The sequence below is a fragment of the Micromonospora vulcania genome, assembly GCF_042658605.1.
Taxonomy (GTDB): domain Bacteria; phylum Actinomycetota; class Actinomycetes; order Mycobacteriales; family Micromonosporaceae; genus Micromonospora; species Micromonospora vulcania.
Genome location: NZ_JBHSQS010000005.1, coordinates 327,980 through 353,103, shown reverse-complemented (window position 1 = coordinate 353,103; position 25,124 = coordinate 327,980). Strand labels below are relative to the sequence as shown.

Annotated in this window: 16 protein-coding genes and 2 pseudogenes; 15 read left to right on the top strand and 3 right to left on the bottom strand. The window is 66.9% G+C overall.

What is annotated here, in order from left to right; all coding sequences use genetic code 11:
* The first annotated feature begins 268 nt into the window (after positions 1–268).
* The 6 genes from ACFQGL_RS10820 (at position 269) to ACFQGL_RS10795 (ending at position 7,533) form a co-directional block, all read left to right on the top strand.
* A complete protein-coding gene (locus ACFQGL_RS10820) occupies positions 269–1,459 on the top strand; it encodes an IS110 family RNA-guided transposase (RefSeq protein WP_377509255.1) in 1,191 nt (396 codons plus the stop codon).
* Between the two features lie 681 nt (positions 1,460–2,140).
* A complete protein-coding gene (locus tag ACFQGL_RS10815; RefSeq protein WP_377509252.1) occupies positions 2,141–2,314 on the top strand; it encodes a CsbD family protein in 174 nt (57 codons plus the stop codon).
* A 566-nt stretch (positions 2,315–2,880) separates the two neighbouring features.
* Positions 2,881–4,851, top strand: a complete 1,971-nt coding sequence (locus ACFQGL_RS10810) for a potassium transporter Kup (protein WP_377509250.1) — start codon at positions 2,881–2,883, stop codon at positions 4,849–4,851.
* A 335-nt stretch (positions 4,852–5,186) separates the two neighbouring features.
* Positions 5,187–5,966 (top strand): transposase family protein, encoded by a 780-nt coding sequence (locus ACFQGL_RS10805; protein WP_377509247.1) that lies wholly within the window; start codon positions 5,187–5,189, stop codon positions 5,964–5,966.
* Positions 5,967–6,019: 53 nt separating this feature from the next.
* The gene (locus ACFQGL_RS10800) at positions 6,020–6,604 is read left to right on the top strand and encodes an RNA polymerase sigma factor (protein WP_377509244.1); all 585 of its coding nucleotides are present in this window, start codon (positions 6,020–6,022) and stop codon (positions 6,602–6,604) included.
* On the top strand, positions 6,601–7,533 hold the full coding sequence (locus ACFQGL_RS10795) for a CU044_5270 family protein (protein ID WP_377509241.1): 933 nt from the start codon (positions 6,601–6,603) through the stop codon (positions 7,531–7,533). Before ACFQGL_RS10800 ends, ACFQGL_RS10795 begins: the two co-directional genes overlap by 4 nt.
* A gap of 240 nt (positions 7,534–7,773) precedes the next feature.
* On the opposite strand, the pseudogene ACFQGL_RS10790 reads toward ACFQGL_RS10795, so the two are convergent.
* A pseudogene (locus ACFQGL_RS10790) lies at positions 7,774–7,935 on the bottom strand (LexA family protein); the annotation flags it as partial.
* Positions 7,936–9,035: 1,100 nt separating this feature from the next.
* Here ACFQGL_RS10790 and ACFQGL_RS10785 point away from each other — a divergent pair.
* The 5 genes from ACFQGL_RS10785 to ACFQGL_RS10765 all read left to right on the top strand — a co-directional run bounded on the left by ACFQGL_RS10785 (position 9,036) and on the right by ACFQGL_RS10765 (position 15,709).
* The gene (locus tag ACFQGL_RS10785; protein WP_377509238.1) at positions 9,036–11,294 is read left to right on the top strand and encodes a DUF4365 domain-containing protein; all 2,259 of its coding nucleotides are present in this window, start codon (positions 9,036–9,038) and stop codon (positions 11,292–11,294) included.
* A 204-nt stretch (positions 11,295–11,498) separates the two neighbouring features.
* Positions 11,499–12,194: a hypothetical protein gene (locus ACFQGL_RS10780; RefSeq protein WP_377509235.1), complete on the top strand. Its 696-nt coding sequence runs from the start codon at positions 11,499–11,501 to the stop codon at positions 12,192–12,194.
* Positions 12,191–13,024 carry an NYN domain-containing protein gene (locus ACFQGL_RS10775; protein ID WP_377509232.1) on the top strand — a complete coding sequence of 278 codons (834 nt, stop codon included), beginning with the start codon at positions 12,191–12,193 and terminating at the stop codon, positions 13,022–13,024. The genes ACFQGL_RS10780 and ACFQGL_RS10775 overlap by 4 nt, the downstream gene beginning before the upstream one ends.
* Before the next feature lie 273 nt (positions 13,025–13,297).
* Positions 13,298–13,993 carry a hypothetical protein gene (locus ACFQGL_RS10770; RefSeq protein WP_377509229.1) on the top strand — a complete coding sequence of 232 codons (696 nt, stop codon included), beginning with the start codon at positions 13,298–13,300 and terminating at the stop codon, positions 13,991–13,993.
* Positions 13,994–14,707: 714 nt separating this feature from the next.
* Positions 14,708–15,709: a hypothetical protein gene (locus ACFQGL_RS10765; protein WP_377509226.1), complete on the top strand. Its 1,002-nt coding sequence runs from the start codon at positions 14,708–14,710 to the stop codon at positions 15,707–15,709.
* A 128-nt stretch (positions 15,710–15,837) separates the two neighbouring features.
* Here the strand turns inward: ACFQGL_RS10765 and ACFQGL_RS10760 are convergent, their stop codons facing one another.
* Positions 15,838–16,398 (bottom strand): hypothetical protein, encoded by a 561-nt coding sequence (locus tag ACFQGL_RS10760; protein WP_377509223.1) that lies wholly within the window; start codon positions 16,396–16,398, stop codon positions 15,838–15,840.
* A gap of 1,229 nt (positions 16,399–17,627) precedes the next feature.
* On the opposite strand from ACFQGL_RS10760, the gene ACFQGL_RS10755 reads away from it, so the two are divergent.
* The 4 genes from ACFQGL_RS10755 to ACFQGL_RS10740 all read left to right on the top strand — a co-directional run bounded on the left by ACFQGL_RS10755 (position 17,628) and on the right by ACFQGL_RS10740 (position 22,992).
* Positions 17,628–19,241, top strand: coding sequence for a hypothetical protein (locus tag ACFQGL_RS10755; protein ID WP_377509220.1), 1,614 nt, complete (start codon positions 17,628–17,630; stop codon positions 19,239–19,241).
* An 11-nt stretch (positions 19,242–19,252) separates the two neighbouring features.
* The gene (locus tag ACFQGL_RS10750) at positions 19,253–22,372 is read left to right on the top strand and encodes an SNF2-related protein (protein WP_377509216.1); all 3,120 of its coding nucleotides are present in this window, start codon (positions 19,253–19,255) and stop codon (positions 22,370–22,372) included.
* A 53-nt stretch (positions 22,373–22,425) separates the two neighbouring features.
* Positions 22,426–22,668 (top strand): hypothetical protein, encoded by a 243-nt coding sequence (locus ACFQGL_RS10745; RefSeq protein WP_377509213.1) that lies wholly within the window; start codon positions 22,426–22,428, stop codon positions 22,666–22,668.
* A gap of 120 nt (positions 22,669–22,788) precedes the next feature.
* Positions 22,789–22,992: a hypothetical protein gene (locus ACFQGL_RS10740; RefSeq protein WP_377509590.1), complete on the top strand. Its 204-nt coding sequence runs from the start codon at positions 22,789–22,791 to the stop codon at positions 22,990–22,992.
* A gap of 491 nt (positions 22,993–23,483) precedes the next feature.
* Here the strand turns inward: ACFQGL_RS10740 and ACFQGL_RS10735 are convergent.
* Positions 23,484–24,743 (bottom strand): annotated as a pseudogene (locus ACFQGL_RS10735) (IS256 family transposase); the annotation flags it as partial.
* Positions 24,744–25,124 lie beyond the last annotated feature (381 nt).

Sequence of the window (25,124 nt, the reverse complement as noted above, 5' to 3'; positions counted from 1 at the left end):
GCGATGCACCGCGATGAATTGGCGGACGGTACGAGGCTCAAACCCAGCACCCGATGCCTGCGGCCGCAAATTGCTGTAAGGACACTTGGCGTGGGAGCAGATGCCACCCGCTGCCTCGTTCGTCTGTAGATCCGGTAGACCGCTGACGTGTCCTCGCGACGTAGATCGCAGCCAAGTACGTGCGGCAAGCCGGAACTCCGGACAAGAGCAACACCTACATCCGCCAGCTCTAAAGACGTACCCCTCACTTGCCTGAGAGGAATTACCGGTGGCGAAGCTGTGGATCGGCGTGGACATCGGCAAAACCCACCACCACGTAGCCGTCGTCGACGACGGCGGCCGGCTGGTCTACTCCCGGCGCGTCGCCAACGACGAAGCCGCCCTGCTCACCGTCATAGCCGAGGTGTCGGCTGTTGGTCGACCGGTGTGCTGGGCGGTGGATATCACCACAGGGCTGTCCGCGTTGCTGTTGACCCTGTTGTGGCGGCGCCAGGTTCAGGTTCGCTACGTCTCCGGCGCCGTGGCGTTCCGCATGGCGGCAGCGTTCGCCGGGGAGAACAAGACCGACGCCCGTGACGCCCTGGTCATCGCCCAGACCATCCGCATGCACCCCGACATCCCCGTCCTGGAACCCACCGACCGGCTCATCGCCGAACTGACCGTCCTGACCGGCTACCGCGCCGACCTCGTCGCTCAGCGCGTCGCGACCCTGTTCCGGCTTCAAGAGTTGCTCACCGGTATCAGTCCCGCCCTTGAGCGAGCGGTGAATCTCAACCGCAAAGGCCCTCTGATGGTGCTGGCCCGCTGGCGAACTCCCGAAGCGATCCGGCGCACGGGCCCCGACCGGATCACCGCGCTGCTGCGCCGAGGTCACGTCCGCAACGCTACCGACGTCGCCGACGCCATGGTCAGCGCCGCCAGGCAGCAAACCGTCACCACACCCGGGCACCGTGCCGCTGCGGTCGTCGTCGGGCAGATGGCCACCGAGATCCTCGCCATCGAGCAACGCATCGCCGGTGTCGACGACCTCATCGCCGAACACCTCGACCAACACCCACTCGCCCCGATCGTGAGCAGCCTGCCCGGCATGGGCACCCTGCTCACCGCCGAACTCCTCGTCCATACCGCGGGCATGACCGAATACCGCAGCGCGGCGAAACTCGCCGCCCACGCCGGCCTGGCACCCATCAGCCGCGACTCGGGCAAAATATCCGGCAATCACCGCGGGCCCCGCCGGTACCACCGGAAACTGCGCCACGTCCTCTGGATGGCCTCATTCACGGCCATCAGGCAATGCCCTACATCCCGCGCTTACTACGACAAGAAACGCGCCGAAGGGAAGCAGCACCGCGAAGCAATGATCGCCCTTGCCCGACGACGTGTTGACGTCCTCTTCGCGCTTGTCCGCGACGGCACGACCTTCACCCAATCCACCACTCCCGCCAGCACCCCAGCCTGACCGGCAACCTCCACCGCACGCCGAGCCGCACGGGCCTCCGGCTGCTGTTTGATCTCGAGGGGCTCTCGCTGAGACGCTGGCTCGTCGGCGTGGCGCGCCCAGCCGTGCCGGTGGAAGAAGCCCACCACCCCGATGGCACCGCACCCGAACGTCGCCTGCCGCTTACCCAGCCGCCGCCGACCGGTCGAGTCCGCCCCGACCTCGGCCCGCGGCGAGCGGTGTGCGCGAACGGGTTGGCGCACGCTCAACCGGGCGCCTGCTGAGCACATGGAGGTGCGCGCGTAGTCGGTGGGGAGCGGTCATGGCTCGGTGTGGTCCGCCGACGGTGTGGCTGACGTTGGATGTACCAACCGCTCGCCGCCCCCCACGTACCGGTTGAACTTGCTGAAGATCAATCACTGGTCGCAGGGCGGTGCTGCTGTGATCGCTTGCCGAAGATTTGCGGGTGTTCCCTCCAGCGCTCTAAGTGCCCGGTTTCGGGGCGACCCGCGCTCGGCGCCAGGCGCTTTTGGCCGCCACGGTCGTCTGCCTCGAACCCGACATCGACCGGCAGCCCGTGCCGACCGCCGCTGCGGCCTGGCCGAGCCACACCGCCTGACCCACTACTCAAGGTCGATGGTTGGGGCTGACCGGCGAGGGTACGGAGCTGCGGAGAGCGCCACCATCAACGTAGGAGGCTCCATGGGTATCGACGACAAGATCAGCAACGCCTCCGAGGAGGCTGCCGGCAAGGTCAAGGAAGGTGCCGGCAAGGCCACCGACGACGAGAAGCTCGAGGCTGAGGGTCGCGGCGATCAGACGAGCGCCAACGTGAAGCAGGCTGGCGAGAAGGTCAAGGACGCTTTTAAGAGCTGACCGGGCGCGCGCCGGGCGCGGCACGGTGGGCTGACCAAACGGCCACGACGGTATCTCCGTCGTGGCCGTTGTCTGTGATTGGTCGGCGTAGCAGGCGGTCACTCGCACGAGGATCGCCATCTTGCCGCCGGGGAGGCCCCGTCGTCTCCACTTCGTGGCACAACGACCGCTGACGGCGCGGCGTGACTGGTTAGGTGTCGACGCCGCGTGAAAACTCTCAGCCGGCGTTGACAGTTAGGCGTTGTCCGCTGGCTGGAGATACCCACGCGTTGGTGGCCGAATGGGTTGGGGTGAGTTCGTCCGGCGGGTTGCGGTGGCGAGGAAGCGGTGCGGCGGGTCGTGGCGCGGGGCGCCGTTCGCTGCCCAAGCCTGGTCCACTCGCCGCCGGCGCGCAGACGGACTCTCCCTTGAACCGCCCGGCGGCTGCTGGATCGGCTGTGTCGCGTTCGCCTGTTCGTATCAGGTTGATGTCGCGCTGGTGCCGGAGGAAGCAGGCCGGCGCTGCGCCCTCCACCGGTTCCGGCATACGGCGCAGGTAGCGACGTGTTGATTGGTATGCCTGTGGGGTGGGGGAGCGAGCCGACAACGAGCAGCCCGGCGTAGGCGAGGGGCAGGCGGGCACCGATGAATCGGTGCCGCACCGAACGTTCGCGGATCGTCGGTCGGCGGGATTCGGTTTGGCCCTGGGCGCGTTGGGTGTGGTGTACGGCGATATTGGGACAAGCCCGTTGTACGCGTTGAAAACGGTGTTCACCCTTGACCGTGGCCTGGTACCGACGGCGCCGGATGTGTTGGGCGTGATCTCGCTGGTGTTCTGGTCGATCATCCTGGTCGTGTCGGTGAAGTACGTCATTTTCATCCTGCGGGCCGACAACGAGGGCGAGGGTGGGGTGATGGCCCTGGCCGCCCTCGCTGGGGGAGTGTTGGCCAGGGCCAGCCAGAGGCGTGCCGCCAGGGTGCTGGCGCTGGGGGCGCTGGGCGCTGCTCTGTTCTACGGCGACAGTGTGATCACCCCGGCGATTTCGGTGCTGTCAGCGGTGGAGGGGCTTGAGGTCATCTCTCCGGGGTGGGCGGTGGTGGTGCTCCCGTCGTCCGCGGTGATCCTCACCCTGCTGTTTGCCATCCAACGATGGGGCACCGGGCGGGTCGGGGCGGTGTTCGGACCGATCATGCTGCTCTGGTTCGCGACTCTGGGCGTTGCCGGCGCGGCTGAGGTGGTGCGCCATCCCAGTGTGCTGGGCGGGTTGTCGCCCAGTTATGCGGTCCTGTTCTTCGTGGAGCACCCCGTCATCGCGTTTATCGCGATGGGCGCGGTGGTGCTGGCCATCACCGGCGCCGAAGCGCTCTACGCCGACATGGGACACTTCGGTCGCGCCCCGATCCGCCGGGCCTGGTTCGCGGTCGTGTTTCCCGCGCTGACGCTCAACTACCTCGGCCAGGGCGCATTGATCCTCCGCGCGCCCGAGAGCCGGGAGAATCCGTTCTTCCTGCTGCTACCAGACTGGGCGCAGCTGCCGATGGTCCTCCTGGCCACCGTGGCCACCGTCATCGCGTCCCAGTCGGTGATCTCCGGGGCGTTCTCGGTGTCTCGAGAGGCCATGCGGCTGGGCTTCCTGCCGCGCCTGCGTATCCGGCAGACCTCGCGCCACCAGTACGGCCAGATCTATGCGCCGGGGGTGAACTGGGCCTTGTTCGCGGCAGTGCTGCTGGTTGTGTTCGCGTTCGGCTCATCCACGAACCTCGCCGCCGCGTACGGGGTGGCAGTCACCGGCACGTTTCTGATCACCACGACCCTGTTCCTCGTCGTCGCGCGGCTGCGGTGGCGCTGGAGCACCGGGAAACTGGTGATTTTCGGGGCCGTGTTCGGCAGCCTCGAGTTGACATTCTTCACCGCGAACCTTGCCAAGGTCACCCACGGCGGGTGGTTGACGCTGCTCATCGCGGTCGTCCTGTTCACGCTCCTGTTGACGTGGCGGCGCGGAGCCGAACTGGTCACCGCGCGGCGGATCGAGCGCGAAGGCCCTCTGCGCGATTTCATCGACGCCCTGCATGCCGCGAACACCCCGCGGGTGCCGGGCACCGCCGTGTTCCCCCATCCGAACAAGGAGACAACCCCGCTGGCGCTGCGGGCGAACGTCGCGCACAACCACATCCGCCACGAGAAGATCGTCATCGTCACCGGTAGCACCGCGAACGTCCCCCACGTCCCGTGGGATCAGCGCCTCACCATCAACGATCTCGGCGACCCGAACGACGGCATCATCCATGTCACCGCCGTCTTCGGCTTCCAGGACCTAACCGACTTTCCCGAGGTCCTGCGCCACGCCGCCACCCACCCCCTTGCCGAAGGAATCGACGCCGAGCAGGTCTCCTACTTCGTTTCGCGGATCACGCTGCGCCGCACCGGTGCCCCGGGAATGGCCACCTGGCGTAAACGCCTGTTCATCGCCCTCGCCCACAACGCCGCCAGCCACGCCGAGTTCCTTCAGCTCCCAGAGGAACGCACCATCGTGCTCAGCGCCGAAGTTCCGGTCTGAGCGGGCGGCTTCACCACCATCGGCCCACACCGCTCGGCGGCCTTGGATCGGTGTCGATCACGGTGCTCGGTCCGGATGAACGATCGACTGGGTCCTCCAACACCAGAACCACCATCTCGGCAGCCTTGCTCAGTCCATGCCGGCGGTCGCTCTGCACGGGCGGTCTCAACTTCATGCCGACCATGGTGGACGAACGCCGTCCACCTCATTGAGCCTTTTCCAAGCTGATTTCTGCAGCTCAGGGCGGGTGTGGCGAGCCCGGGAATCGATGAGGGCGAGGGCCGGGTAGGACAGCATTCGACCAAGATCCGATGCCTCGACCGGGAGCCTCGCCTGTGCTGTCTTATCCGTCCACGATCCCGTTGTCCAGCCGCACTCTGAACCACCTCGCTGACCTCATCCGGGCGCATCGCAACCAGCATCGATCCCGGTGGCGGCGCCTTGACCCGGGCCGGCAGGCACTGCTGGCTCTGGCCCATCTGCGCAACGGTGACACCTACACCCGCCTCGCCGCCGGGTTCGCCGTCGGCGTCGCCACGGCCTGGCGGTACGTGCAGGAAGCGATCGTGCTGCTCGCAGCGGTCACCGAGAACCTGGCCACAGCGATGGGGCGCATCCGTCGACTGGCGTACGCGATCCTAGACGGCACGCTGATTCCGATCGACAGGGTGGCAGACCAGAGGCCGTACTACTCCGGCAAGCACAAGCGCCATGGCATGAACGTGCAGGTCATCGCCGACGCCGCCGGCCGGCTCGTCTGGGCCTCACCGGCACTACCGGGCTCGACGCACGACCTCACCGCCGCCCGCGTCCACGGCATCATCGACGCGCTGACCAGCGCGGAGGTGATGACCTTCGCCGACAAGGGCTACCAAGGCGCCCGGGGCAGCGTGCGCACGCCGTTCAAGCGACGCCGCCACCGGCCGAAGCTCTCGCGCCGGCAGAAGACGGTCAATCTCGCACACGCCAGAATCCGCGCTCGCGGCGAACGCGCCATCGCGACGCTCAAGACCTGGAAGATGCTGACCAAGCTGCGCTGCTGCCCGCTCCGCGCCACCGAGATCGTGCAGGCCATCCTCGTCCTGCACCACGTCGAAGCGAACCGCTACGCATGATGAGAAACATCCCCGATGGTGGAACTCGGGGGCGGCTGCGGACAGGTACAGGTGTGACAGCTGAGATGCGGGTCCGAATCCGGGCCGGAGACACCGATGCGTTCGGTGAGCTCTTCGATGAGCATGCCGATGCGGTTCATCGGCATGCGGTGTGGAGTGGAGGCGATCCGGTTCAGGCCGAGGATGTGGTGTCGCTGACCTTCCTTGAGGCGTGGCGAATCCGCGAATCCTTGCATCCGGATGGAGACAGCTTGCGGCCGTGGCTGCTCGGGATCGCTACCAATGTGCTGCGCAATCGCAGGCGGGCGGCGCGCCGGCACCGGGAGGCATTGCGGCGATTGCCCGTACGCGACACCATCCCGGACTTCGCTGACGAGGTGGTCGCCCGGATGCACGATGCCGACCAGGTGGCTGCGGTCATGGCGGGACTGCAGGCGCTGCGCCGGGCGGACCGGGAGGTGTTCCTGCTCTGCGTGTGGTCGCAACTGGACTACGCGGCGGCGGCCGAGGCGCTGGGTGTTCCCGTCGGGACCGTGCGTTCGCGGCTGTCGCGGGCCCGGACCCGGCTGCGGGTGCTGGCACAGCAGGAGATGGCGCGTACCCGAATGATCCCCGTCGAGCAGGGAGAGTACCGATGAGCGAGCCCACCGCCCCCCAGGTGCCGGCCATGCCGGCGCTACGCCGCCAGGCACTACGGCATCATCTGATGAACGAGATCGATCGGCCGGCCCGTCGGCCACGGCGGATGCTGGTGCTCGCGCCTGCGGCCGGCGTGCTGGCGGTCGCGGTTTCGGCCGGGGCGATCGCTCAGCCCTGGGCGCCGGACAGCGCGCCCCTGATCGTGACGGTTGAGCAGGGCGAACGCAGCGGCGCGACGTTGTTGCTCAACCGGATGGCCGCAGTGGCCGTCGACACGCCGGACCCATCGTCCGGCGAGGGAGAGTACGTCTACATCAGGAGCCGGGGTGCGTTCGCCGAGCTGGGTGACGGCCCGGCGCGGCTGCAGCCGGTACACGAACGGGAGATCTGGATCCCGCGGAACGAGCGCGGTGACGGCTTGCTCCGCCAGCCGCTCCTCAACGTACCGATCATCGGTGTGATCCCGGAGCGGGAGACGCTCACGGATGTGACGCCGAACGCGGCGCTCGTCGATTTGCCCAGCAATCCGGACGCCCTGCTGGAGAAGCTCTACCGGGAGCGCGACGAGCGTGGCAGAGGCAACAGCCGCGACGGCGCGGCGTTTACCGCGATCGGCGACATCCTGCGTGAGTCGCTGGTACCGCCACAGACGACTGCCGCGCTCTACCAGGCTGCGGCGAAGATTCCGGGGGTCGAGGTGGTCCGCGGGGTCACGGACGCGGCCGGGCGTCGGGGGGTGGCTGTCGCGTACACCGAGCGGAGCCGGCGCAATGAGTGGATCTTCGATGAACAATCGTACGAGTACCTCGGTGAGCGCAGTTACTTCGTGGCGGACACCGCCGACGGGCCGGCGGGGACGGTGCTGGGCACGACTGCGGTGCTTCAGCGAGCCGTGGTGTCGAAGCTCGGACAGCGCCCGGAGAGGTAGCTGCCGAGCAACCGGCGCGATCGATGCTGGTTGCGGTGTTGGCGGACGAAGGTTGGCGAGGTGGTTCAGGTTGCGGCTGAACAGCAAGATCGTGGAGGGGTAAGACAGCACAGGCGAGGCTTCCGATCTTGGCATCGGATCTTGGTCGACTGCTGTCTTACCTGGAGCCTCACCCTCATCGACCTCCGGGCCCGCCGCACCCGCCCTAAGCTGCCGGATCAACTTGGAAAAGGCTCAGTGATGCGCCACCGACGACGGAGAACCGAGGCCGATTGCGGCACCGATCTCCCGTACGGTCGGCGGGTAGCCATGCTGATCCACCCAGCCCTGAATCACAGCGAGGATCCGTCGCTGTCGAGGCGTCGGCGTCGGTAGCGACTCGGGGAGTGTCACACCCGTCACGTTACCGAATGATTAGCTCACTTGTGCTAATTCAGCGGCGTGTCGACCTCCCGAGGGCATGCTGGATCACCAAGGCGAGAGCTTGGCCCGCTGGGCTATCCAGCGCTACAAGAAGGAAATTTCCTGGCACTTGGTGAGGTCGATCGGCCCACCCCCACGAGCGTGGGGAGGCGCGCCACGGTCGCGCCGGTGACGGTGTCCCAGACCGGCCCACCCCCACAGGCGTGGGGAGCACCGTAAGGACTTCCTGATCGGCTGCGCGGTCGGCGGCCCACCCCCACGGGCGTGGGGGTGGGCCGTGGTTCAGGGTCATGGGGATGCCGGTCTCCGTGTGCTCCCCACGCCCGTGGGGGTGGGCCGAGCCCCGGGGTCGTGGCGCGCGAGGCCGCCGGGTGCTCCCCACGCCCGTGGGGGTGGGCCGGAGGGCGACCCAGTGCGCGTCTGGACCAAGGTGTGCTCCCCACGTCTGTGGGGTGGGCCGGCACAGTCCACCGGCCTGTTTTACAAGCGGTTGTGCTCCCCAAGCGGGTGGGGGGCACTCGGAGGACACCACAGCAAATGCCTTCGGGCGTGCTCCCCACGCTAGTGTTGGTGGGTGGCAGCTCTCGCCACCAGCCTGCGCTCGCCAATGTTTCCCACGCCAGTATGGGTCGGGCCGGTGCCGCTGAATACCGGCTCAACTCGGGCAGGAATGCCGAACCTCCGGTGTTGTCACCGATTGGTTGTGTTCGATAGGCGCTCGTCTCTACGCTGCCACGGTTCGGTGTGGACTCTGCGCCGGAGGGTGGCGTGATGTCGCTGACCGACACCGTAATGCCCCGGTCGCCTGACGAAGGGGTGGCGGGAGGGGCGGGTTACGCCGAAGGAGCGCATACCCTCCTCAGCGTCGCGCCGCGCCGCAGTACCTACGCCGGCAGCGCTTCCACGCAGCCGCACGGGGTGCCCCAGGCTGCTTGTACGGGCGATGATGGACGGCGTGCCCGGGTGACCGAGACGGTGACGGGGCCGCCCGCGTGACGTGGGAGCGCAATGTCGGCGAGGCACACGGTGACAGCCGGCCGGCCGTGCAGGCCGGCAACGGAGTGAACAGGGGCTAAAGGGTGACGTCGTCGGTCGGGATGGAACGCCGCGGCGTCGCCGAGGTACAACTCGCTTTCACCAATCTGAACTGGGCGTTTCGGGAGCAACGCGAAGCGGATCAGGGGATCGACGCTCAAGTCGAGCTCGACGGTCTGACAAACCCCACCGGCCGGTACATCGCCGTTCAGATCAAATGCGGGTCAACGTTCTTCAAACGAAGGACCCGGCACGGGTGGCGTTTTCCCGGAAAGCCTCGGCATCTCAACTACTGGCTGGCCAACCTGATGCCCGTGGTGCTCGTCATCGTTGACCCGAAGACCCGAGTCGGATACTGGGTTCAGATCACCGCCGACGCGGTGCACGAGACCGACCGCGGCTGGTCGATCGAGGTGCCGTCCGCGAACGTCCTCGACGCCTCATCGCATGCCGCCCTGCGTGACATCGCGCTTGCCGCTCCCTCAGCCAACCCGGATCCTGTCGCGGAGGTTCTACCGCTGTTGCCACCTTCCGCGGTGGAGGCGCTGTCGGCTCTCAGACTGGTCGACCCCGAGGGCGCACGGCGTCTCGCGCGGATGCTCAGCGGGAGCCGCGACGACCCGAGGGCGGTCGTGGAGCCGCTCGTTCAGGCGAGCCGGGGCTGGGTTCACGCGACAGCGGCGCGGCTGGCGACCGTCGGGGCGTACGCCAACGACCACGGCCACCGGGACCTGGCGATGGAAGCGTTCGCGCTGGCGGCCGATCGGGGCCCGGACAACCAGCTACGGCTGCGCGGTGTCGCGGCGATCATGGCCATCACCGTGGGGGACAGGAGCCGAGCCGCCGGCCTTCTCCGTCCGGTCCATGCCCTGCATCAGGCAGGGACGAACCTGCTCATGGACGTCGCCGTCTGCGCGCTCGAAGCTGATGAATCGGGCAGAGAGGATCTGCTGGAGAGACTCCTAAGCGATCGGCCCGATGGCGAGCTCGACGCGGAACCCACCTGCCTGTTGTTCCTCGCCGAGCGCGCTCTTGGCCGGGGAGAGTTCGACCAGGCGCTGGCCCTGTACGAACGCGTCTGCGAACGGCAACCGACCAGTGCCGGTGGCAGACTCGGCCGGGCCCGGGCGCTCATGGAGCGCATGCTGCGTGGGGCCACGGCCTTGCCATTCCGTGACCGGCAGGAGGTGACAGCGCTCGCCATGTCCGTCCGTGACGACGTACGGCGATGGGCTGGGCCGAGCGAGACCATGCATCGCCTTCTCGTGCAGGAGCGCATGCTCGTCGGCGCGTTCACGGAGGTCGTCGAGCTGGCCACGCCCACGGCATTCGGCGGTCAGGCAACCGACCGAGAAGCGGGCGACCCCGTCGTCGCGATCGTGGGCGCTCAAGCCAGCATCGCCTTGGATGACCGCATTCGTGCCGTCCGGTTCGGTGACGCCATGCGCGGCACACCCGCGGAGCCACTGATTCGCGCGCTCGCTGCGGACCCGAGCCAACCCGCCACGGCTACGGTCGCCATGTGGCGCACTGCGCTCGACAACGCGGACACCGCCTTCGCGGCCAGGATCTGTCTGAACCAGCTCGCCTCCAGGGGCGCACTCGACGCCACCGACCTTGACCAGGTGGAGGTGTTGGCGCATCTCGACGACGGCGACCGCGTCGTCTTCACCGCACGTAACGCCGCTGGGAGCGGTGACCCCGACGCAGCTGTCACGCTGCTTCGGTCTGCCTGGTCACCCGCTGCGGGAGAGATCCTGATCGAGATCCTTCGTGAGGCGGGACGCTACGACGCCGCCCTCGCCGTTTGCGACGAAATCTGGGCGGCCTACGGGGCGCTGAAAGCGCTCCAGGAAAAGGTCAACATCCTGGCGATCCGGGGCGACCTCGACGCCGCCGACGAGTGCGCCAAGGATCTACTCGCCACCGGCGAACTTGCAGCCGAGCAACGCAGCACCCTGCACCGCCGGCTCATTGACCGCAGAGCCGCGCGAAACGACTGGGCGGGCCTAGAGGCGTGCTGCCGGGCAGCGCTCAAAGACGAACCAACCAATCAGGATCACGCCTGGGCGCTGATCATCGCTCAACTCAACCAAAACCGGTGGGACGCGGCGTGGACGTCATACCGCCATCTGCGACCCGACGTCACCAACCCAGGCACCGTTCCCGCCTGGGTCGACCTGCACTTACGGTTCGACAACACACCGCAAGCCCGAGACATCGCCACGGCGCTGGCCAGTCGCTTCGCACACGATCCAGACACACTCGCCCGCCTCGAAAGGCTCAACAACCCGGCACCGTGACGACTCCGTGAGCTTTCAGCCACCATGAATGCGGGCCGTGACCGGTGGCCCAACCGGAGAGCCAGTCGCTCTGCTGGAACTCCTTCCAGCCGTAGGTCCTTCGAGTACGTCGTCGATGGGCGTCGTGGATGTGGGGCAGCACTAGGAGGCGCGCAGCTCACCGCCCGTGTCGAGAAAACTGCCGACCGTATGCATACTGTGCGGGTGAATCTGCCCCGAACTGCCGCCGACGAACCTGCCGCGTCTGCGCCGTTGACGTCGCTGGTGACTCTGCGGCTCGCGACGCCGACTGCCCTGCGCAACGGTCTCGCGCTGCTCGGCTTCCGTTGGTCGGCGCAGAGCGATGACCACCACGAGGCTGGGACCGAGGTCGGTCTGTACTGCTGGGTGACTGCCGGGTTCGGGCAAAAGTTGGTCAATCCCATGCAGGGGGCCGCCCTTTACATAGGCATAGGGGCCGGCCGGGTTGGTTGGCGTGGACGGCTGCGGAAGGAGCGGGGCTGGATTGGTGAGGACGCCGACCATGGACACGGCATGGCGATGCATCGGACCGGCGCCAAGGTCGTCGGCGGTCCCGTAACCTACTCGCCCCTACCGGTGGATTGGCTTCCTCGGACAGGGGTAGAGGAAGGGGACAGGGCCGTTCATGGGCTCGTTGGCGATGCCGCCTCTGCCCAGCCGGTTGTCGTGGCCGAGGCGATCGCGATCAGACTTGCCATTCATCTCGGAGACACTGGTGCGCCAGTCAACTCTGCTGGCGCTGGAGCGTGGGCGACGAACAACCCCGCGGACTGGGCTGCCTTCGCCTGCGCCAGGGCGTTGCGCGGCGGCGAGGGGGCGCACGAACCGCCGGTTCCGGCCATGCGGGATCGGCACGACGGACCGGCTGGTGGAAAATGACGCAGGAGCTGGACAGCAAGTCTTCTTCGCTGGCTCGGTGGCGCAGGTCTCAGCCGTTCGTCACCTACCAGGCGCAGGAGCGTGTTGCGGTCTTCATCGACTTCGAGAACCTGGTGTGCGGTGCCGGTAAGGGTTTACCCGGCCAGAGCGACCCCATCCCCGACTCCGCCCTGACCTACCTGTGCCGAGGCTTCCACGGCAACGCATCCATTCGCCGCGCCTACGCTGACTGGGCCAACTCAGGCTTCGGGAAGTATCAGCAGGCGCTGGCCAACAACGGCGTTGACCTCGTCCAGATCGCCCGCATCGGCGGCACCGGCAAGAACTCCGCAGACATTCGGATGGCCGTCGATGCCATGGAGGTTCTCATCACCCACCCAGACGTGGCGGTGTTTCTCCTTGTGACCGGCGACAGCGACTACTCGCCGCTCGTGCATCGCCTGCGGGAATTCGGCAAACACGTCGTCGGCGTCGGTACTCAAGCCAGCGCCAGTCAACGCTTGGTGTCCGTCTGCTCGGAGTACAAGTTCTGGGGCACCATCGTCGCTGCCGTCGAGCCCGCCAGCCGTCCCGCCGTCACCGCAGCCTTCGACATAAAGGACGCTGAGCGCCTTCTCATTCGGGCGTTCGAGCAGATCACGACCGACGCACCGACCGCAGGTACAGTCAAGAACAGGATGCTCGCCCTCGACCCATCGTTCGACCAGGCCAACTACGGATGCCGTACCTTCCGGGACTTCCTTTCGCGGCTCGAACACCGGGTCGTCACTGCGGGTAGATCGGGCCAGGACATCGTCATCACGCTGGTCCCGGACGGCAGGGGCACATGATTGCAGGCGGTGGCTCATCAGCTCAGCTCCTGAATGCCGTCGGGAACGTTCCTTCACGGACGGTAGTTGGGCTTGACGGCAAGTACGGACCCCGCGGAGGTCGTGATCAACACGCTGGCCGGCGCCAGAGTGCCCGGCGGCTTATCGTCGACAGCAACCCACCACACCCGAGTCACGGTCGACCAGGTCATCGACTGACCTCCTTGGCACCAGAGCGCCCCGGCTCGGAGTGGTGTCCACGGCCGCGGCAGCTGGTACGCCAGGGTGTGCGCCATGCATACACAACTCGCCGCCATCGCCGCGTCCGGCGGAGCGTCGAACATCCCGGCGTTGATCACAGCCGCAGCGACGCTGGCCGCCTTCGCACTCGGCCAACTTTCCTCGGTGTGGCAGCAGAAACGCATTAGTCGGGGCGAGGCCCGCAAGCAAACGGAGGCCGTCACCGTCGAGCTGTTTGCTGCGGTGGATGATTTGCAGCGCGCGCTGCAGTTGATCGAGCCTCGGTGGACGTCACGGCGGTCGCGCAGCCTGGTTTTCGGAATGGCAGTGTTCGAGCTGTTGATCGGACGCGCCACCGGCGAAGTCGGACCGGCCGCACTGCGGGCGGTGCGCGGCGCCGCCGACTGGGATGACCGCGCCGGCCACGCGGTCGCCGGCGAACTCAGCGCCCCTGCGGCACGAGTTGCCACCGCCCTGTCCCGAGCCATGCTGCTGAGCGACCAAGACATCGTCAACGCCGCAGTTACGGTCGGTGAGAGGCTGCCTGCCCTCGCCGCCGCGTACAGCGACAACCAGTTGTTCCGGTCGCGGAAGAAACAGGCCGAGTTCCTCGCCGCCCGCGAGCGTGCCGATGCGGCCGTGCAAGAGGCGCTGGGCGACCTGATGACTGTGGCCCGACAGCGACTGCACGGGTCACCGCCGCGGAGGTGGCAGCGCACTCGGCCCAGCCGGCCGTCAGGCGAGCGATGAATGCAGTGCGGCCCCCAACCCGCGTCAGGTTGGGGGCCGCCGAACGCGGGTCGAACTGAGCTCAGCGTACCGGCTTCGCCCAGCACCAGAACCGCCCTGAGACCCGCTGGCAGTGCCTTGGGTAACGCGCCCTGCCGAAGATGCGGCTCAGCGGCCGTCCTCGGCGCCGGTGACCCGGGCCGCCCGCTCGTCATGCTCTCGGCACAACTCGACCGTTTCCCCCGCGATCCACCGCTCTCCGAAGATTCTCCCGGATCGGGCGACCTGCCACGCCGCTACCGGCACTCTGACGCAGCCGGCGACATCGCAGGAGGCATGTGGGCCGGGCCGACGGCCGGCGGTGAGGGTGATGACCGGGAGAGGCATACGCGGCAGGACTTCCAGCAACGGGGAGTTGGTCCTCCGAGGATACGAACCGACTTCACGGATCCCGGTGCAGATCCTTTGCCTGCTCCCGAGGCATGGAATGCCGTCCATGGCCGACTATAGGAACCAGGATCGCTGCACGCACCGAGCGCCCGCTGGCATCCAAACCCCGATCCTTCGCTACGCCGACATCGGCCAGTGCGTGATCCACCCGCAGCCGGCTAGCCTCGACCGCTGACGCCAATTCGCATTCGACAGCGATGAGGCTGTGTCGCGGCGTCGGATTGACCGGGGCGCGCGATAATTTCGGTGCCGTCCGATCGGGCGGGTGAGGGGAGGAGCCGGCTCATGCCGAAGAAGCGCACACCTCGTCAGCGACGCGCCGCTCAGCAGCGGACCCGTCTGCAGCAGCGGTTGGAGGTTGCCCGGCAGGAGCGGTTCCATGAGCAGCACGCCAGTCTTGTTCTCGACCGATCGGGAGACCCTCGGTTCGTGCAGCGAGTCACCGGCCCGGACGGCACAGTCAGTCTGACGTGGGATGCCGCGTCAGAAGCCGGCACGCAACTGCGTGACGGCTTTCAGGCCCAGTCCGAGGCGTTCCGGGCGAAGTTCGGCCGTGAACCCGGGCCGACAGACCCGGTGTTCTTCGACCCGGATGCTGACGAGCCGACGCCGCTGGGCCAGCACAACCTCGACGAGATGATGATCCAGTTACTGCAAGCCGCAGAAGACAGCGGGGCTGACCCGGCCCCCATTCATGCATGGCGCGAGGTCGGCTACCTCGTGACGCAGGAGAACCAGCATCTGTTCAGCGCGGCCGACATTCAGGCGTACGTCGCCGCGGTCGCCCGACACCGCGGCGGAGCCGTCGACGAGGACGACGACCTCGACTTCGGCGCTACGGTCGACCTGTCGGCCGACGGGCTTCGAGACCTGATCGACGAAACGATCACGAGCGGGATGGAGGAGCCTGCCTGGCGACTGGCCGAGGCCCGCGACCACACCGGCGACTCCGATGAGGCCGGGCTCGCTGGCGCCGCTTTGGTCTCCATCCTGATGGCCTGGCTGATCGGCGCCAAGGAGGCAGCCGTATCTGACCTTGCCGGCCCCGCCATGCAGTGGATCCGTGAGCACCTGGACGACGAACCGGCCGACCAGGCGTTCCAGCTCGCCGGCCTGTTGGGCAGCCCGCTGGCGCCGAACCTGACGATGGAGGAGGCCTTCGACCGGCTGGGCGACGCGTTCCTGCCGGCGCTGGTGTGGCTCGTAGCCGGCATGGTGGCCACCGCGGCTGATGGAGACGTCGAATGGCTCGTGCAGTTCGACCTCGATCTTGACGCGGCGGACTGACGGCCCGTTAACGGAGCCTGCGCCGTCCGCCCACCTGCTGCAACACACCGCAGGGCCCGCACGCGGCCCCCCTCACTCGCCAACAGCCGGCGACCCACCGCCAGAACTGTCGCTGGCCATCCGCGCGATCACCCCTGGCCCCGGCGACCCCGGCCACGGCCGCATTCGACAGCTTCAACACTGCCAGATCGCTTCGCTAGTACCGGGTTCTTGCGGCGGTCCTCGGTGAGGCTGCGGTGCCAGGCTTTGCGATCCTCGTCGTTGCCGGGTGGGGGCCCGAGGGCGACGACCGGGTCCTTCACCGCGTAGATGATGCGGTACATCAGCAACGACGCTGCTGTGTCGAGCCAGCGCTGGGTGCCGGTGGCGGGTGGCTGGTGGCCGAGCACGATCGTGAACCATGACGGTAGAAGCGCTGCGTCGGCGATCGCCGTGGACAGGCGTTCCCGCAGCTTGCCCTGCAGCGTGGCGCGGGCCGCATCGCCGGTCATCACGTTCGGCCCGTGTACTGCCCGCCGCTCGTCGTCGTTCTGCAGCGCTTGACCCGCCTGCTCGGCGGCTTCGGTCGTGGCGGTCAGCTGCGCGCTGGCCGTGGTCCACCCTTGGTGAGCGGCGCGGAAGGCGGCCCCGGCCTGGCGGTGCTCAGCGCTGTTGCGTGCGGTTGTGGCCAGCGTCGCGCTGTGTCGCAACGCGTCCTCGCCACTGGAACGGATGCGCTGCCTGAGCCGCCCGAGTGCCTCGACCTGGCGTTCGTAGATCGCTCTTTCGTGGGGCGAAAGAAGGACCGATGCGGATTGCCGGCCGCGCAGCGCGCGCTCGGCGAGGCCGCCACCAGCAGCGGCAGCAGCGCCAACAGCCAGATCGCCGACACCACCCGAAGCACCGCGACGACCACCAACGCGGCACCGGCCACCATGATGAGCGCGCCGACGGCCCGACTACGGTGCCCAAGGCGCTCAGCGCGCGGCTCGCTTAGCGTGATGACACCGGCCAGCAGACCCACCACGACGACCGGCACCAGGTACCAACGGCTGGACCGGCCATCCACGACGAGCCCACCCATGACGAGCATCGCCGCAAGCGCAACTGCGCCACCGACGTAGACGACGCGGCTACTGATCCGCCTGCGCCGCTCGTCGATCAACACCGGGATCCGCGCCTCGAAGTCCAGCAGTTGCGTCGTGGCGGCGAAAACTTCCGCCCGCTGCGTGCGGTAGCGGTCGTCCCGGACTCCGTCGCAGCAAGCTCTTCGTGGGTCGTACGCAGCGGCTGCTGGAGTCGCCCCGCTTCCCCATGATGATCCAGATCCGGTCTGCCCACGGGCTGCACCACCTTCGTCGATCACCGCCAAGGCCGGACGGGCGCCATTGGTCGATGTCACTCCAGGCAGTTACTCCGACACCTATCGACATGTTGATCAACGATCTGCTGCTGCCACCCCGTCGACCGTCGCCGAACCCAGCCAGCGGGACCTGATCGACCGTTCCCGGTGCCGGTGGTTCGGCTAAGAGCGCCGTCCGGACTCGGAGCTGGACGGCAGCGGGGGTGAGGAGATGCGGAGCCGTCGTGGTCTGTCGTCGGATGGTGGGGTGTAGCTCGGAGTGACGGATCGTGAAGGGCGCGGCAGTGTGGCGCTCGCAGCTCGCGGGGCCGCGATGGGGCTCGGCTCAGCGAGTGGCGCCAGCAGGTTGGTTGCCTCGGGAACGCTGGTAGGACCACTGCACGGCCCACCATGGACCGAAGACCGCTCGGAGCTCGTTCTTGTCTCACGATTCACGATAAGAAAATTGCTCGCAGCGCCGGACGAGCCTCCAGTTCTCGGGATGGCCGAGAGCCACGGATACCTCATTCGCTGTTTCTCCTCGCTTGAGCGCCGCGCCTCCTAAAATTGCGCCGTTGCTACGACACGGGGGTAGGCATGAGCGAGGCGTACGACAGCATCAGGGTCGGCAAGTTGTTGGAAGAGGTTCGCCAGGGGGTGTATGACGTCCCACAGTTCCAGCGAATGTTTTCGCGGCACCGGAGATGGGTGGAAGCCCTCATGGGAACGCTATGGAGCAGTGGGCGTATCGGCGCTACCCTCATCTGGCGGCCGACGGATGGCAGCGAGCGAATCGCCGGACGCTATCGCCGTGCGCCGAACTCGGCGCTGTGGATCGTGGATGGACAGCAACGCATCACTGCAGTCGCCGCTGCCTTTGGGGTGCAGCCTCCATGGATGTCAACGGAGCAGTGGGAGAGGTGCGGGGGGCCTTTGCTGCAGATGGGTATCACCAACGATCGCGACGGCAAGCCAGCCTTAGCGCGGCCACGCCAGCACGGACCCTACGTGTCGTTGGGGACAGTCTACGGGGCTTCCGAGAAGGAGATTGAGGGTGTCCTGGCTGCGGGCAACCTTCCGACCGAAACGGGTTTCGCACTGCAAGTTCAGGAGAAGGTGCGCCATATCCTCGATGTCGAGGTGCTGCGCGAGTGGCTGGACGGCGATCTTGAAGAGGCGTACAAGCACTTCATCAACCGCAACAAGAAGTCCACTCAGATCGGGCTTCGTCCCGAGGAACTCGCGCTGTCAATTCTTGCCCATTCTTTCGAACCGCTGCTGCCTGACTATATTGACCCGATGATCGAGTTCGCAGCGAAACATGACCTGAGTGTCACGGTAACGCTGCATCGGCTCAATCACATGCTCCAGCGGATGCTTCCCCAGACGGGGAGCGGTAAGGCCGCATTGTCTGTGGAACCGGCGGTCGTGGAGGACGCTGCGGACCGATTGAAGAGAGCAACGGATGCTGCGCTTCGGTACTTGGCGGCCCGTGGTCTCGACAGAGACGGACTGATCTCGTCACCCGCCGTCCTCAACGTGCTCGTCGCGCTCTTTGATCGCTTCCAGCATTCCCAGGTTGACGACTTCGCGTTCCGGTGGATCGTGCACACCATCGCCGGAGGACTGCAATTCAGTCGGCCGAGTCTTGTTTCGAGCGCCCTTGTAGCGGTCACCCAAGGCGGCTCGTACGAGGACGCCTGCTCCCGCTTGGCGGCCCTTTCGCCGCCCGGGCGGCCGTCGCCTTTCCCGGAGCCACGTATACACGTCGTCTCACGCTCAAAGCGGGGATGGGGGGCCGTGGGTTGTCTCTACGCCATGGCGAGCGCCACTGGTACGGCGGGCACCGTGCGGGACCTCCGCGACCCAGACATCGCCTTCCCTGACAGGAGGATGTCGCTGCTGCCCCTCTGCGAGAACGCAGTGCGAGGACGGCTGATCCATCACGCCTTCATGTCTGACGCCACCGCCGAGGTGATCGCAGCCCACCACGGCTGGACACGGGACGCCTACGACGAATTAGCGCCCGACAACGCGGCACGCGCGGCTCACCAGCTACCTATCCCTCCCAAGGGCATTAAACCCGACGAGGTCGCTGACTGGCTTGCCAAGGAACGCGGACCTCTGCTCGCCCGCACCATCGACGCTCTTCTGCAGGACATCGGCCCACTGTGGGATGAGAATCCACTCCCCCCAACGGGCCGTCACTGAACGGTAACGACATGCAGACGAACGAGCGGTGGCTGTTGCTGGTCAACGAAGACCAGCAACGCATCGTCGACGGCCTGGTCGAAGCCCTCTCGAAGGAGGTCGACAGCCGCGAACCGGTCACCATTGTCACCGCGCGCATGACCCTGCGTGGACTACTCCAACTTCTTCCCGCGTTCCGGCGACTTGCGCAATCAGGCACCGAACTACGGGTGCTCCTCGGAGTCGTCCAAGACGAGAGCGCCGCCGTCACGGCGCCGTTCGATCCGACCCAGACGCCAAACGACGTGGGTCCTCTGCTCGCGGCGGCTGACCGGACGATCCGAGCCGAGATCAACGAGATGCCACTGTCCAAGGCCGTAGCCCTCGCGATGATCGAATTGCTGGGCTTCCTTGATGCCGGACGGGTTCGATGTCGCCGTGAGGAACATCGGGTTCTCGACGCTACTGGTGTCGTGCTGCCGCACCAGAACACGGGGATGATCGGATCGGCGCGGCTAACCACCGCGGCGTTGACCAGCAACCGAGGCTGGCTCGGTGCTCTGACCTCAGCGGCGCAGCCCGAGATGGTTCATTGGGCTGACCAGTGGTGGACTCAAGCCGCCGAGTACGCCTTGGCCGACCAAATCAGGGTCAAGTTCCTGCCCCATCAGCCACAGCTCATCTACTTGCGCATGCTGCAACTGGCCTTCGGCGACCAGGTCAATGCCCCCTCATGGAGCTACCTGCGCGACGACCAGTGCGATGGGGTCGCCAAGGCACTATCCATCCTCGCCCGGATCAACGGTGCGCTGCTCTGCGACGACGTCGGCCTCGGCAAAACCGATCAGGCACTCGCCATCGCTCGACACGTCACCAATACCTATCCTGGGCGGGTCCTCCTGGTCTGCCCCGCCAGCCTCAAGCGCTGGTGGGAAGAGGGCGGTCAACGGTGGATGCTGCCCATCGACGTCATCAGCTACGAGAGCCTCACCCGCATAGTGGAAGCCGAAGCCGGTGAGTTCCACCATTACGCGCTGATCATCTGCGACGAGGCCCACCGGCTACGCAATCCCAAAGTCAAGAGGATCGCCGCCATACGCACAGTGATCTCTGCGCAGCCCGAGCCGCCCCGGCTCCTGCTGCTCACCGCCACCCCGGTCAACAACACCGGCCTCGACCTGTTCGAACTGCTGAGCCTCGCCGACCAGACGCTCGAGCCGCAGTGGAAGCCCGTCAAAGCCACCGCGCCGCAGCGAGCCCACGCTCGTAGCTCTGTCGCACGGCCTCTACTGAACGGGTGCCGAGACGCCCACACCTGGGCACCCGACTCAGGCAAGGTCCGCGGATTCCACGACGAACTCGACCGGCGGATGGTTCGCCGGACCCGGTGGCTGATTCAGCGCGAGTACCCGGGGTCGGCAAAATCCTTTCCCGAGCGACAACACCTCCGGGTCGAGTACACCCTCACGCCACGCCTACGCAGCCTCACCGCGGACGTCATGGACGCACTCGGCGCAGCGACCCTCTTGGCGCCCGAAACGGCACGCCAACTCCGGGAGTTGCGCGGCCCGAAACCACAAACTCGGCCACTCAACCTCGCCGCGTACCTGCCGCAGCAGTACGCCAACGAGCACATGCCGGCCATGCCGCTCGGCCCCATGGCAGCTCTCATCAAGATCATGCTGCTCAAGCGGTTGGAATCCTCACCCGCGGCCCTGGCAACCACCGCCCGGCGTATGGCCGCCCGCGTCGAACTCGCCCTATACGACCTAGACAACGGACGTGTCTGCCTGCCGCATCCCAGCCTCGCCCGCCGACTCCTAGCCGCGCTCGGGACCGGCCTACCCATCGACGAAGACGTAGAGCACAGCCTGCCCTACGCCGAGGACGACGACATCGATGGCCTGCTGCTCAACAATCTGGTACCCCCTGCCGCCCAACACGCCCTGCCCGCCACCGACTTCGACGTTGTCGCGTTCCGAGCCGCCCTCACTCATGACCGCGAGATACTCCGCAGGCTGTCAGCCGACGCCAGCCTGGCCGCTCGCGAAGACCCAAAGTTCCTGGCGTTCGCCAACCAGCTAGCCCAACTTTCCCGCGACCGGCCGGGCGAGAAAATCCTCGTCCTCATCAGCTCTCGGCACACCGCCGTCGACCTATACCACCGTCTCCAGCGCGTCGTAGCTTTCGACCCACGGCTGCGCCACCTTCAGGACCACATCGCTAACGCAGCGCCCCTGCCACCACTGAGCACCAACGAACTACTCGACCTCGTCGCCCGCTTCGCTCCGCGTACGGCCGCCCGCCCGAGACGCAGCGTGCGCCAACATCACTCGCCCAACCTCTACGACATGTTGATCGGCACCGACGTTTTGAGCGAGGGCCACAACCTTCAGCAAGCGTCTATCGTGATCAACTACGACTTGCCCTGGAATCCGCAGGCGCTGGAACAACGCATTGGGCGAGTCGACCGGCACGGTGCCGAACGCCCGACCGTCGCCTGCGTAACCCTGCTACCCGACGCCGGCCTGGACATCCTTCTCAATCTCTTGAAGACCCTTCATGGCAAGATCGCCATTGCCGCAGCACTCGTCGGCGTGCCCTCGGCAATCCTCCCCGGCACCCACGCAACACCCCTGGACTTCGCAAGTGCCCTCGATAGGCTCGACCAACCTCGTCCGACCACCGTCACCGAACGAGAGCACCAACGGGCCATCCTCGGTAACGCCCTGCGCCTCCCCGGAACCATTGAGGCACTCAACGCGCTTCCACTGCCAGCCGGAGCCGTTCACCCCGGACGACACCACCAACAGGGCGCGATCTTCTGCTTTCGGATCCACGGCGACGACGATTCATCTGACATCGTTTACTGCCACCTCGAAGACCGGCCCGACGCCCAAGCGGACTTCGACCAAGACCGGTGCCTGCGCCGCGCCCACCTTGACCTAAGCGGATGGACACCACCTACGCCGCAGCAGCTACTCCAACCGGTCGAGGACCCGTTGCTCTTCCAGCAGCTACTGCTGCGCCTGACCGGCCGAGCCCGCCGGCAGACCGCAGCCCGCCTGAATATCCCAACTGACGAAGCCGAAACCCGAATCCAACTCCTGGTCTGGTTCGCCATGCTCCGCCAGCACGCCGACGCCGTGTAAAGGAGAACACCCGGGCAGTGCCGCTGGCTCCTTGCGCTTTACCGCCCAGTGCCATGCCTGAATCGAGCCGCCGCCCAAGAAGCCTCGGCCGCCGCCGTGAAAGGAGCAGCGAGTTCGTCGCCGCCCGCGAGCGCGCCGATGCGGCCCTGCAGGAGGCGCTGAGCGACGGTGTGCACACGGTGCTGTCGCCCTCAACCGCCCGCGCCGCATGGCTTGAGGGCGACGCCATGGCGACGCTGACTGTGAATACGCGGCATCTCGGGAAGCAGTCGGCCCGCCACTACGAGCGCCGTTGAGATGCCTCTTCTCCCAGCGTGTGGCTGACGGTTCGCCAGCGCACGAACGTCGTGTCGCAGGGTCAAGCCGGACTCAGTGTGGTTAGACTCGGCGCTCGAACAAATGTGCTATTTCTGGGGGTGTACGTGTCCAGTGGGCCTGTGAACTTGGTCTGGATCTTCCGGCCCGACCGTGCCGAGACCGACCACGATCGGCCAGATGAGCACGCCGGTAAGCCGGTCCACGCCGTGGGGAGGCAGCCCGACGACGTTGGTCGGGTCGAGGTCGTGCTCGGGGACGGCGCTCGTGTGCAGGCGTACCGCCACGAGGTCGTCCTCGGATGACTCGGTGGCACCACGTTCCGGCATTCCGGTGACCGCGGCGGACACGCTCTACCGTTGGTCGGCGGGCCGCTCGTCAGGCGTGGCCAGCCACCCGCCGACGACGTTGAGGTCGGCGGTGAGCCCCTGCACCAGGGTGCAGGGGGCCCCGCCGGCCCGGTGTGGCTCCCCACATGGGCAAGCCCAGATACCGTCCGTGAGCCGTTCGATTGCGCGCGTCAGTACGGTACGCGAGTACACCAGTGTTATCCCGCTGATGGCCACCGGCTTGCCGTTCTTGCTGGTTCTGATCTCCGCGCCAATGCCGACGATCGCATCGGCGGCGTCGGTGAGGACGCCGGCGGCGTCAGCGGGATCCTCGCCGATTCGCTCGGTGGCCAGCTTGCACGCCATGCCGAGCGCGGCGACCACGCGTCCCACCTCGGGTCTGTCAAACGAACGGTGTAACCCGGGTTGTTGAGGGTTACTTGCGGCCTGCGGTCAGGCGTCCTTCGGAAGGCCATCTCGAAGGCGTTCAGGGCGGGTTTCCAGCGCATGGTCCATCGCCGGCGACCCTGCCCGGTCGGGTCCAGGCTCATCACCGCGAGGTAGACGCATTTGAGGGCGGCGGCCTCGTTGGGGAAGTGGCCGCGGGTCCGGACGGCTCGGCGGATCCGCGCGTTGACGGACTCGATGGCGTTGGTGGAGCAGATGACGGTGCGGATCTCGGCGTCGAAGGCCAGGAACGGGACGAACTCCGCCCACGCCTGCTCCCACAGTCGGATGATCGCCGGATACTTCCCGCCCCACGCCTGTGCGAACTCGGCGAAACGTTCCCGGGCGGCGGCCTCGGTCGCTGCCGTGTAGACAGGCTTGAGGGCCTTGGCGATGGCGTCCCAGTGCTGCCGACCGGCATAGCGGAACGACGCCCGCAGCAAGTGGATGACGCAGGTCTGCACGACCGCTTCGGGCCAGGTCTGCCCGATCGCGTCGGGCAGACCCTTGAGCCCGTCGCAGACCACCATGCACGCGTCCGCGACACCCCGGTTCTTCAACTCGGTGAGCACGCTGAGCCAGAACTTCGCGCCCTCACCGCCGTCGCCGGCCCACAGTCCGAGGATGTCCCGGTTGCCGTCGACCGTGACGGCCAAGGCCACGTAGATGGGCCGGGTGGCGACCTTCCCGTCGCGGATCTTCACGTGCACCGCGTCGAGGAAGATCACCGGGTAGACCGGGTCGAGTGGCCGGTTCTGCCACTCGGTCATCCCGTCGACGACCTTGTCGGTGATCGTGGAGATCGTCTGCCGGGACACGTCCGCGCCATACACCTCGGCCAGGTGGGCCTGGATCTCCCCGGTCGTCAATCCCTTGGCCGACAACGAAATCACCATGTCCTCGACCCCGGACAACCGGCGTTGACGCTTGCGCACGATCTGCGGCTCGAACGTGCCGTCCCGATCCCGGGGCACCTCGATCTGCACCGGGCCGACCTCCGTCAGCACCGTCTTGCCCCGCACACCGTTGCGGGAGTTCTGACCGTTGTTCCCGGCCGGGTCGCCCTTGTCATAGCCCAGGTGATCGGTGATCTCACCGTCGAGAGCGGCTTCCAGGACCCGTTTGGTCAGCTGCTGAAGCAGCCCACCTTCACCGGTGAGCTGCAGACCCGCCGCGCGGGCCTGTTCCACCACCTGGGCGACGAGCTGCTCGTCGACCCCGTCTCCCACCGGCCGCGCCGGTCCACGCTTCGCCACCTGGTCAGTATCGACCTCGGTAATCACGACATCCGTCATCAGGTGCTGCTCCTTGATCAGGAGTTACACCGTTCGTTTTACAGTCCCCGCCAATCGCGAAAAGCGCTCGCGCAAAGGGCGGTGTCGCTCGACGGCTGCCTGGCGCCGAGCGGTCATGCTAGATGTCAAAAGACGGATTGAGGGGGCGTTCATGGCGCGTGCGAGGAGGCTGGCCGTCGGGTCGGGCACGGCGTTCGCTGTTGGCGCGACGGCGGGGGCGGTGGGTAACAACCTCGGCAATGGGCCATGGTCTTGGGTGGGCTTCATGGCGTTGACCGTGGCGGGAGCCGGGCTGTCGGCGTGGTTGACCTACCGTGGCGCCACCAGCAGCACCTCGCCCGCAAGTACTCATCTGGGCGACAACAC